General features: G+C 71.1%; 11 protein-coding genes and 1 pseudogene. 7 read left to right on the top strand and 5 right to left on the bottom strand.

Annotated elements, in window-relative coordinates; all coding sequences use genetic code 11:
• Positions 1-220 precede the first annotated feature (220 nt).
• The 6 genes from QRX50_RS38800 to QRX50_RS38775 are packed head-to-tail and all read left to right on the top strand — an operon-like array spanning position 221 to position 7100.
• Positions 221-1114: an FAD binding domain-containing protein gene (locus QRX50_RS38800; RefSeq protein WP_285968040.1), complete on the top strand. Its 894-nt coding sequence runs from the start codon at positions 221-223 to the stop codon at positions 1112-1114.
• Positions 1107-1613 (top strand): (2Fe-2S)-binding protein, encoded by a 507-nt coding sequence (locus tag QRX50_RS38795; protein WP_285968039.1) that lies wholly within the window; start codon positions 1107-1109, stop codon positions 1611-1613. Before QRX50_RS38800 ends, QRX50_RS38795 begins: the two co-directional genes overlap by 8 nt.
• A complete protein-coding gene (locus QRX50_RS38790; RefSeq protein WP_285968038.1) occupies positions 1610-4045 on the top strand; it encodes a xanthine dehydrogenase family protein molybdopterin-binding subunit in 2436 nt (811 codons plus the stop codon). Before QRX50_RS38795 ends, QRX50_RS38790 begins: the two co-directional genes overlap by 4 nt.
• A complete protein-coding gene (locus QRX50_RS38785) occupies positions 4042-5529 on the top strand; it encodes a CoA-acylating methylmalonate-semialdehyde dehydrogenase (protein ID WP_434533184.1) in 1488 nt (495 codons plus the stop codon). The genes QRX50_RS38790 and QRX50_RS38785 overlap by 4 nt, the downstream gene beginning before the upstream one ends.
• Positions 5530-5538: 9 nt before the next feature.
• Positions 5539-6291, top strand: a complete 753-nt coding sequence (locus tag QRX50_RS38780) for an SRPBCC family protein (RefSeq protein ID WP_285968037.1) — start codon at positions 5539-5541, stop codon at positions 6289-6291.
• 32 nt (positions 6292-6323) lie between these two features.
• Positions 6324-7100, top strand: coding sequence for an IclR family transcriptional regulator (locus QRX50_RS38775; RefSeq protein WP_285968036.1), 777 nt, complete (start codon positions 6324-6326; stop codon positions 7098-7100).
• 263 nt (positions 7101-7363) lie between these two features.
• On the opposite strand, the gene QRX50_RS38770 is transcribed toward QRX50_RS38775, so the two are convergent.
• Together QRX50_RS38770 and QRX50_RS38765 are read right to left on the bottom strand one after the other, a co-directional pair.
• Entirely contained in the window at positions 7364-8791 is a 1428-nt protein-coding gene (locus QRX50_RS38770; RefSeq protein ID WP_285968035.1) for a UbiD family decarboxylase, read from the bottom strand.
• 82 nt (positions 8792-8873) lie between these two features.
• Positions 8874-9024: pseudogene (locus tag QRX50_RS38765) on the bottom strand (YeeE/YedE family protein); the annotation flags it as partial.
• A gap of 14 nt (positions 9025-9038) precedes the next feature.
• Between QRX50_RS38765 and QRX50_RS50535 the strand changes: the two are divergent.
• Complete coding sequence (locus QRX50_RS50535; protein ID WP_434533398.1) at positions 9039-9239, top strand: hypothetical protein; 201 nt, start codon at positions 9039-9041, stop codon at positions 9237-9239.
• Between the two features lie 379 nt (positions 9240-9618).
• On the opposite strand, the gene QRX50_RS38755 is transcribed toward QRX50_RS50535, so the two are convergent.
• The 3 genes from QRX50_RS38755 to QRX50_RS38745 all read right to left on the bottom strand — a co-directional run bounded on the left by QRX50_RS38755 (position 9619) and on the right by QRX50_RS38745 (position 12488).
• On the bottom strand, positions 9619-11361 hold the full coding sequence (locus QRX50_RS38755) for a thiamine pyrophosphate-dependent enzyme (RefSeq protein WP_285968034.1): 1743 nt from the start codon (positions 11359-11361) through the stop codon (positions 9619-9621).
• Between the two features lie 10 nt (positions 11362-11371).
• Positions 11372-12085 carry a flavodoxin family protein gene (locus QRX50_RS38750; protein ID WP_285968033.1) on the bottom strand — a complete coding sequence of 238 codons (714 nt, stop codon included), beginning with the start codon at positions 12083-12085 and terminating at the stop codon, positions 11372-11374.
• Positions 12086-12221: 136 nt separating this feature from the next.
• Positions 12222-12488 carry a ScoMcrA-related endonuclease gene (locus QRX50_RS38745; protein ID WP_285968032.1) on the bottom strand — a complete coding sequence of 89 codons (267 nt, stop codon included), beginning with the start codon at positions 12486-12488 and terminating at the stop codon, positions 12222-12224.
• Positions 12489-12605 lie beyond the last annotated feature (117 nt).

Here is a 12605-nt window from a genome sequence, read left to right as displayed (position 1 = left end):
AGACCGCGCGGTCGCTCTACGACGACCTGAACCACCCGGCGGCCGAGACCGTCCGGGCCCGCATGGCGACCAGAGCGTACCGCCGCTGACCACCGAACGGGTGCCTCGAGCACCCGCTGAACTTGACAGCACCCCCGGCTCTTCAGAAGACTCGTTCTGGAAATCGAACAGCGTTCAGCATTTCGAACACTGACCGGAATGAGCAAAAGGGGGCGAATCGGTGAAACTGCCAGCTTTCGGCTATCATCGGGCCGAATCGCTGGGCGACGCGGTGGCGGTGCTGACCGAGCACGGGCCCGACGCGCGAGTACTCGGCGGTGGGCAGAGCCTCCTCCCGGTGATGGCGCTGCGCATGTCGAACCCGAGCGTGCTCGTGGACATCACCACGGCGAAAGACCTGCAGGGCCACGCTTTCCGCGACACCGACGGCCTCGTCGTCTCGGCCGCGGTCACCACGCGCGCGCTCGAGACCGACGCCGAGACCCGCCGGCGCCACCCGCTGGTCGTCGAAAGCCTCGCGCAGGTCGGGCACCCCGAGATCCGCAACCGCGGCACGGTGTGCGGCTCGCTCGCGCACGCCGATCCCGCGGCGGAGCTGCCCGCCCTGTTGCTCGCGCTCGGTGGGTCCGTGCGCGTCGCCGGGGCTGAGCGGCGGCGCCGGATCGCCGCGCGCGACTTCTTCCTCGGCCCCTATCTGACCGCGTTGAGCGACGGTGAGGTCGTCGCCGGCGCCGAGCTGCCGCTCGTGTCCGCGACGGCCGGCTGGTCGATCCGCGAGATCACCCGCCGCAGCGGCGACTTCGCCCTCGTCGGCGTGATCTCCGTGCTGGACACCGATTCCGCCGGGCGCTGCACCGACGCGCGGATCGCGCTGTTCGGCATCGCCGGCACCCCGCGCCGCGCCACCGCCGCCGAGGCGATCCTCACCGGTGAGATCCTCGACGACGCCGTGCTCGCCGAAGCCGCGGCGCACGCGTTCGACGAGATCGACGTCGTCGGCGACATCCACGGCTCCGTGACCTACCGCCGCCGCGCGGGCACCCGGCTCGTCGCCGCCTCGCTCGCCGAAGCCGCCGCCCGCAGCCAGTCCGAAGTGGAGAGTGCCCGTGCTTGACGCCCACGAGCCGACGCAGGTTTCCCTCACGGTGAACGGGAAACCCGAGTCGGCGCGGACCACGCCGCGGACCACGCTCGCCGATTTCCTGCGCCACGACCTGGGCCTCACCGGCACGCACCTCGGCTGCGAGCACGGCGTCTGCGGCGCCTGCACCGTCCGGCTCGACGGCACGGCCGTGCGCAGCTGCCTCACCCTCGCCGTACAGGCGCACGGATCCACAGTGGACACCGTCGAGGGGCTGGGTGAGACGGCCGGCACCGAAGACGTGCTGCACCCGCTGCAGCAGAAGTTCTGGGAGCACCAAGCGCTGCAGTGCGGCTTCTGCACGCCGGGCTTCCTGATGGCCGCCGTCACCGCCGTCGAGGAGAACCCGGGCCTCTCCCGCGACGAGATCCGCGAGCGGCTGTCCGGGAACCTGTGCCGCTGCACCGGGTACGCGCCGATCGTGGCCGCGATCGCCGAATACGCCGAGCAGGTGCGGGAGGCGCGGGCATGAGTATCACCGAAGGCTGGGTCGGCCGCCGCGTCAAGCGCGTCGAAGACCCGAAGATCCTGCTGGGCCGCGGCCGTTACGCCGACGACGTGACCCCGGCCCGCTGCCTGCACGCCGCGTTCGTGCGCGCCCCGGTCGCGCACGCGCTGATCACGGCGATCGACGTCGAGGCCGCGAAGCAGGCGCCGGGGGTGGTCGCCGTGTTCACCGCGGGCGACTTCAACCCGATGTGCCGCTCGTGGAAGGGCCTGCTCGACTGGCCGGGCCTGGTCGGCGGCGACCAGCGGCCGCTGGCCACCGGCAAGATGCACTACGTCGGCGAGCCCGTGGTGATGGTCGTCGCCGAAAGCCGCGCCGTCGCCGAGGACGCGCTGGAGCTGGTCACCCTCGACTACGAGGAGCTCGACCCGGTCGTCGACTCCATCGCCGCCCTCGACGCGTCGGCGGCGAAGGTGCACGACGAGTTGCCGTCCAACCTCGCCTTCGAAGGCACCTTCGGCACCGGCGACGTCGAAGCGGCCTTCGCCGAAGCCGCCGTGGTCGTGGAGACCGGCATCAGCACCGCGCGGCACACGGCCGTCGCACTGGAGCCCCGCGGAGTCGTCGCCGAGTTCGACCCGTCGGCGAAGTCGCTCACCGTGCGGCTGTCCACGCAGGCGCCGCACATGCTGCAGTCCGTGTTCGCCGAGCTGCTCGGCCTGCGCGAGAGCAACATCCGCGTGCTCACCGACGAGGTCGGCGGCGCGTTCGGCATGAAGGCGCACGTGTACTCCGACGAGGTCGCCACGTGCGCGGCCAGCATCCTGCTGCGCCGCCCGGTGAAGTGGATCCAGGACCGCGTCGAATCGCTGCAGTCGGACACGCAGGCGCGCGACGAGCGGGTGTCCGCCGCGCTGGCCGTCGCGGCCGACGGCCGGATCCTCGGTATGCGTTCGGAGGTCGTCAGCGACGGCGGCGCCTACTCCGTGTACCCGCGCAGCATGGTCACCGAAGGCATCCAGGTCGCCACGATCATGCCCGGCCCCTACCGGATCCCCGTCTACTCGGGACACCTGCGCGTCGCGATCACGAACAAGGCGCCGCTGGCGGTGTACCGCGGGGTGGGGCACCCCGTCGCCATCCTCGCGATGGAGACGCTGCTCGACGAGACCGCACGCAGGCTCGGGCTCGACCCGGCGGAACTGCGGCGCCGCAACCTGATCGCGCCCGACGAGCTGCCCTACACCTCCGTGACCGGCCAGGTCTACGACAGCGGCTCGCACCAGGAGTCGCTGGAGAAGCTGCTCGCCATGCTCCCGGCCGGGCCGGACCTCGACAAGCGCAAGGCCGAGGCGCGCGAACGCGGGCGTCTGCTGGGCGTCGGGCTCGCCTGTTTCGTCGAGGTCACCGCGCCCGGCGTGATGTTCTACGGCAAGCGCGGCGCCCCGATCACCGCGCACGACCAGGTCGAGGTCCGCGTGGAGGCCGACGGCTCGGTCACGGTGCTGCTCGGCACGCCCGGCCAGGGCCAGGGCCTGCAGACGACCGCCGCGCAGGTCGTGGCGGACCACCTCGGGGTCTCGTTCGACCGGATCAGCGTGGTCAGCGGCGACACGGCGGTGGTGCCGCACGGCACGGGCGTGTGGGCCAGCCGTTCGGCCGTGGTCAGCAGTGGTGCCGCCGCGTCGGCCGCTCGCGAGGTGAAGGAACGGCTGCTCGCGATCGCCGGGCACCTGCTGGAGGTCGACCCGGCCGACCTCGAGATCGGCAACGGCGTGGTCCAGGTCGCGGGCGCACCGAACGTCCACCTCGGAGTTGAGGAGCTCGCCGAGGTCGCGCACTTCCGCACCCACCGCCTGCCGCCGGAGCTGCGGATCGGGCTGTCGGTGGTGGGGGAGTACAGCGGCCCCAACGTCACCTTCAACAACGGCGCGCACGCCGCGGTCGTCGAGGTCGAAGAGGACAGCGGGCTCGTGCACATCGTCGACTACGCGTGCGTCGAGGACTGCGGGGTGCTCATCAACCCCGAGATCGTGGACGGGCAGATCCGCGGCGGTGTCGCACAGGGCATCGGCGGCGCGTTGTTCGAGCGGCTGTACTACGACGAGAACGGCCAGCTGCTCACCTCGACCCTGCTCGACTACCTCATGCCGACCGGCCCGGAGCTGCCGGACGTGCGCATCACCCACCTCGAGACGCCGAGCCCGATCACCATGCTGGGCGTCAAGGGCGCCGGGGAGGCTGGGGCCGCCGGCGCACCCGCGGCCGTGCACAACGCCGTGAACGACGCGCTCGCCCCGCTGGGCGCGCGGGTGTGGCACGAGCCGATCACCCCCGAACGCGTTGTCCGGGGCCTCGACGAAGCGGCCGGCCACCACTGGCCCGAACCACCCGACACCCCACCCGTGCCGGCTCTCCCGAACCTCGGCTCGACTGTCGAGAAAGGACACTCGTGAACACCATCCAGCACTTCGTCGGCGGCGCTTTCGTCCAGGACGAACCAGCCGCGTGGGCCGACGTGCACGACCCCGCCCGCGGCGCCGTCGCGAGCCGGGTCGCGCTCGGCGACGCCGGTGCCGTGGACCAGGCCGTGAAGGTGGCACTCGACGCGCAGGCCGCCTGGGCCGAGGAGTCGCTCGGCGTGCGCCAGCAGGTGATGCTGGAGTTCATCCGGCTCGTCGAGCGTTCGCGGGACGAGCTGGCCGAGCTCGTGACCGGCGAGCACGGCAAGACACTCGCCGACGCCCGTGCGGAAGTCAACGCGGGCCTGGACGTCGCGAAGTTCGCGGCCGGGATCCCGCACCTGCTCAAGGGCGACTACAGCGAGAACGTCTCCCGAGGGGTCGACACGTACTCGATCCGCCAGCCGCTGGGGGTCGTCGCGGGTATCACGCCGTTCAACTTCCCGGTGATGGTTCCCATGTGGATGTTCCCGATCGCGGTCGCGTGCGGGAACGCGTTCGTGCTCAAGCCAAGCGAGAAGGACCCGTCGGCGTCGAACCGGCTGGCCGAGCTGGCGCTGGAGGCCGGGCTGCCCGCCGGTGTGCTCAACGTCGTGCACGGCAGCGCCCCGGCCGTCGACGCACTGCTGGCCCACCCGGACGTCGCCGCGGTGAGCTTCGTCGGGTCGACACCGGTGGCCCGGCACGTCTACGAGACCGCGGCCAAGCACGGCAAGCGCGTGCAGGCCCTCGGCGGCGCGAAGAACCACCTCGTGGTGCTGCCGGATGCCGACCTCGACGCGGCCGCCGACGCCCTCGTCTCCGCTGCCTACGGTTCGGCGGGGGAGCGGTGCATGGCGATCTCGGTCGCGGTGGCCGTCGGCGGGGTCGGCGACGCGTTGCGCGACCGGCTGGTGGAGCGCATCGGCCGGCTGTCCACCGCGGACGGTCACGACGAGGGCACCGACATGGGCCCGCTCGTGACCGCCGACCACCTGCGCCGCGTGAGCGGTTACGTGCAGGCCGGCGCCGACGCCGGCGCGGACCTCGTGGTCGACGGCCGCGACGTGCGCGTTCCGGGGCGGGAGAACGGGTTCTTCCTCGCGCCGACGCTCCTCGACCACGTGCGCCCGGACATGACCGTGTACACCGACGAGATCTTCGGCCCGGTGCTGTCGATGCTGCGCGTGGACACTCTGGACGAGGCCGTCGGGCTGATCAACGGCGGCGAGTACGGCAACGGCGTCTCCCTGTTCACCCGCGACGGTGTCGCCGCGCGGAAGTTCCAGCACACCGTGCAGGCCGGCATGGTCGGGCTCAACGTGCCCATCCCCGTGCCGATCCCGTACTTCCCGTTCGGCGGCTGGAAGCACTCGCTCTTCGGCGACTCGGGCCAGTACGGCGAGGACGGCATCCGGTTCTTCACCCGCCGCAAGGTCGTCACGAGCCGGTGGGCGCCTTCGGCCGGCTCGCGCGTCGACATGCGGTTCCCGGCCTAGGGGGCGTTCGTGCGACTGGAGAACAGCTTCACCGTCGGCCTGCCGCCTTCGCAGGCGTGGGCCGTGCTCACCGATCCGGAACGGGTCGCGCCGTGCATGCCCGGCGTGCACCTGGCCGAGGTCGACGGCGACGACGTCCGCGGCGGCCTGCGGGTGAAGGTCGGGCCGATCGCCGCCGAGTACTCGGGCCTGGCGCGGTTCCGCGAACGCGATGAGGCGGCGGGGGTCGTGGTCGTGGCGGCGTCGGGCCGTGAGGTGCGTGGCCGGGGTTCGGCTTCGGCGACCGTCACGTTGCGGCTGGCGCCGGCCCCGGAAGGCACACGCGTCGACCTGGCTACGGAGCTTGCGCTGACGGGACGGCTGGCGCAGTTCGGGCGTGGTGTGCTGGGCGAGGTGACGGGGCGGCTGGTCGACGAGTTCGCCCGGGCGCTGGCGGACGAGGTGGCCGGGTCGCGGGCTCAGACCGCGGCGGTGCCGCGGGCCGCGGTGTCCGGTGTGGTGGCGGTGGCCGCGGTCGAGCCGGTGGCCGACGTCGTCGATCTGGCGGCGCAGGAGTGGCCGGACGACGAAACCGTGGGTGCCGCTCCCTCGGCCGAGCCCGCCGGTGCGGCTCCGGTCGTGCGGACGGGCGACCCGGCGCGTGCTCGCAACGCGGACACCGTCGTCCTGCGTGCCATCGCGATCCCGGTCGCGAAGCGCGTGGTGCCGGCCGTGGCCGCCGTCGTCGCGGCGATCGTCCTCGCCCGCCGGTTGCGCCGATGACGGAATCTCCCGAATCTCCCGCATCTCCCGCGATGACCGGTTCCCCTTCCTCGGCCGGGCTGCCGGTGCCGTCGGTGGCCCGCGCGGCATACGTGCTCGACACGCTCGCCGCCGCCCCCGACGGGCTGCCGCTCAGCGAGCTCGCGCGGGCCATCGGCGCGCCCAAGAGCAGCTGCCTCGCCGTGTGCACGACGCTCGTCACGACCGGCCTGCTCACGCGCACCCCGGGTGGGCACTACCGGCTCGGCTGGAAGGTCGTCCCGCTCGGGCGCGCCTACCTCGCGAAGTCGGGGTTCGTCCTGGAGTTCCGGCGCGTCGACCAGGAGCTGGGGCTGCTGCCCGAGGACACCATCGTGCTGTCCCTGTTGGACGGACGCCACGTCGTCTACGTCGAGACGCGGCCGGGCCAACGGACACTCGCGATGTCCTACGAGATCGGCCTGCGCCTGCCCGCCCACTGCACGGCGAGCGGCAAGTCGCTGCTCGCTTCGCTGACCGACGACGAGATCGCCGGCCGCTACGGCGACGGCCGCTTCGAAACCCTGACGCCGCACAGCATTACGCGGATGCCGAAGCTCATGGCGGAGATCGAGAACACCCGCGCCCACGGATACGCCGTCGACGACGAGGAGACCGCGCCGGGCATGATGTGCGTCGGCGCCGCGGTCGCCGGGCGCGGCGGGCAGCCCGTCGGCGCGCTTTCGGTGAGCATGGTGAAGTCGACTGTGGACGACGAACGGCTGAAGCTCTCGACGTCCGCCATTCTTCGCCTGAGTACCGCCATCACCGAACGCCTCGGCGGGCTGTAGGCTTCTCCGAATCCGGTGGCGCTGACTGTTTGCCTCGGCGGAGCCGAGGCAAACAACACAGGTCGAGCCGCTGGTTCAGGCTGGCCACCGACCTATGGCTGCTCAGCGTCCCCGACGAGCCGTTGGCCGACGCGCAGCTCGGCAGCGCGGTGACCGGGCAACTGCGGCGCCTCGCCCCGGTGTGACGGCTGTCCATCCGAAGTGGACAGCCGTCACGTCCGGCCAGGCAAGCCCGTCACGGCTGAGGCCCGTCGTCTACCTCGTCACGCCCACCCGGGCAGGTCGGTCACGGACGTGATCGTCTCGATGGCGTCCACGTCCACCGCCTGCATCGCCTCCTCCGGCACCCGCGCGCGGGCCGGGAAGACGACCGGCGGGGCCGGTTTCGTCGCGTCGACGATCACGGCGGAGGAGCGTTGCGGGGTGCGGCCGCCGGCTTCGTCGTAGGACCAGTTGGTGGGGAGCAGGCCGCCGGGGCCGTTCCAGCGGGGGATGATCTGCAGGTCGTGCGACGCGTCGAAGCGGGTGCCGATGGCCCAGGCGACTTCGCGTTCGTCGTAGACGTCGATGTCGTCGTCGACGATGACGATGGCGCGCAGGTTCTCCGGCTCGGTGTTGAGGGCGGCGAAGGCGGCGCGCGTGGGGTCGGTGTCGGAGTTCTTGCGGATCGACAGGTAGCAGTGCATGCGGGCGTGCAGCGGGATGTTGACCGCGCGCAGGCCCGGCACCTTCTGCTGCACGGCCTCGTGGATGCTGGCGATACGCGGCAGCGCGCCCATCAGGCGGTGCTCGCGGCCGGAGGCCTGGATGTCCTGGAAGATCGCGTCGTGGCGCATGGTGATGGCGTCGACCTCGATGACGGGCTTGCGGCCGCCGCCGACGTAGTGGCCGGGCCATTCGGCGAACGGGCCTTCCTCCTCGAGCTCGTCGGGCAGGATGTGGCCCTCGATGACGATCTCGGCGTGCGCGGGCACGGGGATTCCGGAGGTCACGGTAGGCACGGTTTCGACCGATTCGCCCAGGTAGGCGCCGGCGGCGTCGTACTCGCCGCCGATGCCGGGCACCCGGGAGACCGCACCCATGAGGAACGCCGGGTGGTGCCCGATCACCAGCGCGATCGGGGTGGGCTCGCCGCGTTCGGCGTAACGGCGGTGGATCGTGCCGCCGTCGTGTGAGCCGAAGAACCACACACCGAGGCGCCGCGGGCCGTAGATGTGGTGGCGGTAGATCCCTGCGTTGACCGCGCCCGACTCGGGGTCGCGAGTGACGCCGACGGCGGCGGTGAGGAACGGGCCGCCGTCGAGCTCGTTGTGGGTGGGGATCGGCAGGCGGGTGAGGTCGGCGTCCGCACCGCGCCACACCACCTCCTGCACCGGCGCCGCACCCTTGAACTCCACCGGCGGGTGCGCCGCCCGGCCCTGGCCCGCGACGGACGAACGCACGAGCGTCTCGACCTCGACCCCGAGGGCCAGCGCCATCCGCTCGTGCGTCGCCACGAGGTTGGTCAGGCAGCGCAGTTCGCTGCCGGCGACGTCGCTGAACAGCAACGCCGGGTAGTCGCCGCGCTTGTCGTACCACGCTCCGTAAGCGGTGACACCGAACCGCGGGTCCACCTGCTTCGACACGTGCTTGACCTCGCCCGCACCGGTCGAGACCACCTCCGCGAGAAACGACCGCAGATCCTTCGTCACCGTAAGCCTCCCAAAAGACGTCAGACGTCTGACGCACTATAGGAACGAGGCTCCGGCCCCGACAAGCCTTCCCACCACCTGGTCAGCAGATGCTGTCGCTCGGCCGGGGGTTGGTGAGCCCGAACAACGGCCGCAGCCGCAGCCCGGCCCAGGTGCCGCCGAGGGCGAACAGGCCCCACAGCCAGCCGTGCAGGCTGCCGGTGGAGATCCCGGGCGAGGTACGCGCCGATGTGTGCCCGGAAGGTTCTTGACGTCCTTCACGACGGTGTCGGCGATGTTCTCGTCACCGGCCCACACGAGCAGCCATTTCTTCGGCGTGCCCGACTTCGCGGTGAGATCCTTCGACACCAGGTGGTTCTGCACCCAGTACTGCTTGCCGTCGGCGGCGGTTTTGGTGTCGGTGGACACCTGGACATCCGCGTACGCGCTCGTGCTCGCGCCGGTGTAGGTCACCGCCGCTATCGCGAGCGCGGTGGCCATCGACCCCGCCACCACCTTCCGCCAACGCGGACTGGATCGCATGCGCGTTCTCCTTCTGCTCGTTTTCCGGGCACGACAAAAACACCCGTGGTCCCGTACTGGTTTCTGCGAATCCCGGCGGTTACTCGGTGACGAGCGTCCCGGGTTCGGACATGCGCGAAATAATTGCGCCATTCAGACCAACCGTCAATCCGGTGATCACCCCCTGAGACGCCGCCGAATCGGGTGAATCCCCGGCGCGGGCGTCTTCCCAGCTGAGCCGGTCTGCGTCACCCGTCCGTGTGAATGGCGCAAAACGAAAGAGGCCCGACCGTCACCGGTCGGGCCTCTTCGGGTGGTGGAGCTGGTTACGCCTTTTCGTCGACGTCGTGCGCCGAGATCAGGGTCTCCTCGATCTTGGCGATGGCGAAGCCCCACGCCTGGCTCACGGTGGGCTTCGGCGGGATCACGATCTCCTCGGCGTTGGTGACGACGTCGAGCAGTACCGGGCCGGCGTGGGCGAGCGCGTCGCGCACGGCCGCGTCGACCTGGTCGGGGTGCTCGACGCGGACGGCGTGGATGCCGCAGGCGCGGGCGACGCCGGCGAGATCCGGGTTCTTGAGCACGGTGCCGAACTCGGGGATGCCGCCCTGTTCCTGCTCCAGCTTGACCATGCCGAGACGGGAGTTGTTGAACACGAAGACCTTCACCGGCAGGTCGTAGGCCGCGACCGTGAGCAGTTCGCCCATGAGCATGGTGAGGCCGCCGTCGCCGCAGAACGCGATGGTCTGGCGGGTTGGGTCGAGCTGGGCGGCGCCGAGGGCGTGGGGCAGGGCGTTGGCCATGGAGCCCAGGTTGTACGACCCGAGCAGCTGCCGGTTTCCGCGCAGGGTCACGAAGCGGGCGAGCCACACCGTGGACATGCCGGTGTCGGAGGTGAACACCGCGTCGTCGGCGGCGTGGCGGTCGATCGCCGCCGCGAGCACCTCGGGGCGGATGGCCCGCTCGCGGTTGTCGAACTGCTTGCGCACGCGGCCGACGACGCTCGAGTCGTAGCCGGGGTCGGCGAGGTGGTGCTGGCGGTCGCTCCAGCTCGTGTAGCGCTCGCGGGACGCGGTGAGGTGCTCGCGCGACGGCTTCGCCCGGAGCAGCGGCAGCAGCGCGGCCAGCGTGGTGCGGGCGTCGCCGACCAGCGCGTGGTCGACGTGGGTGCGGCGGCCGATGCGCATCCCCTCGTGGTCGATCTGCACCACGGTCTTGCCCTTCGGGTACCAGTCGCGGTACGGGAAGTCGGTGCCCACCATCAGCAGCACGTCGCCGTGGGTCAGCGCGTGCTGCGCCGCCGGGTTGCCGATCAGGCCGGTCTGGCCGACCTGGTAGTCGTTGTCCCGTTCGAGGGTTTCCTTGCCCTTGAGCGTCAGCACCATCGGCGCGGCGAGGGTTTCCGCCGTCGCCAGCACCTCGTCGCGGGCCGGGCGGGCGCCGGAGCCGACGAGCATGGTCACGGTGTCCGCGCCGTTGAGCACGGCCGCCACCGCACCGAGCGCCCCGGCGTCCGGGGTCACCGGCGGGTGCTGGCTCACGAACCGCGGCTCCTGCGTGCCGTGCGGCAGCTCGCGGCCCGCGACGTCGCCCGGCAGGGTCAGCACGGCCACCCCGTTGCGTGCGTACGCCGCGTTCACCGCCAGCTCCAGCAGGTACGGGAACTGGGCCGGGTCGGTGATCGTGCGGGAGAACACCGACACGTCGCGGAACACGGCGTCGTTGTCGACTTCCTGGTGGTAGTCGCTGCCCATCTCGGCGCTGGGCACCTGGCCGCAGATCGCGAGCACGGGGGTGTGGGACTTCTTCGCGTCGTAGAGGCCGTTGAGCAGGTGCAGCGAGCCCGGCCCGACGGTGCCCATGCACACGCCGATCCGGCCGGTGAGCTGCGACTGCGCGCCCGCGGCGAACGCGCCCGCCTCCTCGTGCCGGACCCCGATCCAGCGGATGCGGGGCTCCTGGCGCAGCGCGTCGGTGATCGGGTTCAGCGCGTCGCCGACCACACCCCACATCGCGGACACGCCGTGGTCGGCCAGGCTTTGCACGAGCATCTTCCCGACAGTGGTCATCGGTGTCCTCTCAGCGGTACTCGGGGTTGGGATGGGTGAAGTCGAACCGCTCGCCCTCGTCCCAGGCCGCCCGTTGGTTGCCGTACGCCGGGATTCCGCCCGCGTCCTTCAGCATTTTGGCCAGGTGCATGAGGTTCCACGTCATGAACGTGGTGTTGCGGTTCGTGAAGTCGTTCTCCGGCCCGCCCGACCCCGGGTCCAGGTAGGACGGACCGGGGCCGATCGGCCCGATCCATCCGGCGTCGGCCTGCGGCGGGATCGTGTAACCGAGGTGCTGGAGGCTGTAGAGCACGTTCATCGAGCAGTGCTTCACCCCGTCCTCGTTGCCGGTGATCAGGCAGCCACCGGCGCGTCCGTAGTAAGCGTACTGGCCGGCGTCGTTGAGCAGGTGCGAACACGCATAGAGCCGTTCGATGACTTTCTTCATTTCGGACGAGTTGTCGCCGAGCCAGATCGGTCCACACAGGACGAGGATGTCGGCCGCCAATACCTTTTCGTACAGGGCGGGCCATTCGTCGCTTCCCCAGCCGTGCTCGGTCATGTCCGGGTACACGCCGACGGCGATGTCGTGGTCGATCGTCCGGATCACCTCGACCTCGACGCCCTCGCGCCGCATGAGCTCCGCGCTCACCCGGATGAGCCCTTCGGTGTTGCTCGGCTCCGGCGAGCGCTTCAGCGTGCTGTTGAAGAACACGGCGCGCAGGCCGTCGAATCGGGGACTCACGGGCACTCCAGGGTCGGTGGGCGGTGGATCTCACACCCTAGGGAGCTTCACGCGTGGTCACCATTATCGGGACGTTACGGCGGGTCTGGCGAAAGTGTGCACCAGGTTTCGAAGGCCGTCGCCGAGATGGGGTCGCCTACGGGTGGCGCTGCTCGATCGTGAACCCGAGCTTCCCCAGTACCGTCACCGCGCCCGCTTTGCCGCCTTCGAAGTCGCCGGGAGCGAGGCGCTCACCGGTGGCGAACTCGTACGCCGTACCGAGCAGGGCCTTGTGCGGGTACCGCTTGCCCTCCCACACCAGCTCGTAGGTGCGCGACGGGCCGAATCCGTGCTCCGCGAAGAACGCCTCCGCCCCGAGCCGGTCGTACTCCTGTGCGGCGCGCACCACGTCCGCCTCGCTCACGCGGTTCCACGACACCATCTCCGCAGGACCTCCCGGGTTGGGCGACACGTCGTGGCCCAGCGTGGGTCCGGCGCGGGGTGCTTCGCATCGGGGAACTCCCCGGTGGGCTCCCGCGCG

Source organism: Amycolatopsis sp. 2-15 (assembly GCF_030285625.1).
In the GTDB taxonomy this organism is placed as follows: Bacteria; Actinomycetota; Actinomycetes; order Mycobacteriales; family Pseudonocardiaceae; genus Amycolatopsis; species Amycolatopsis carbonis.
This window is presented reverse-complemented; position numbering and strand designations above follow the sequence as displayed.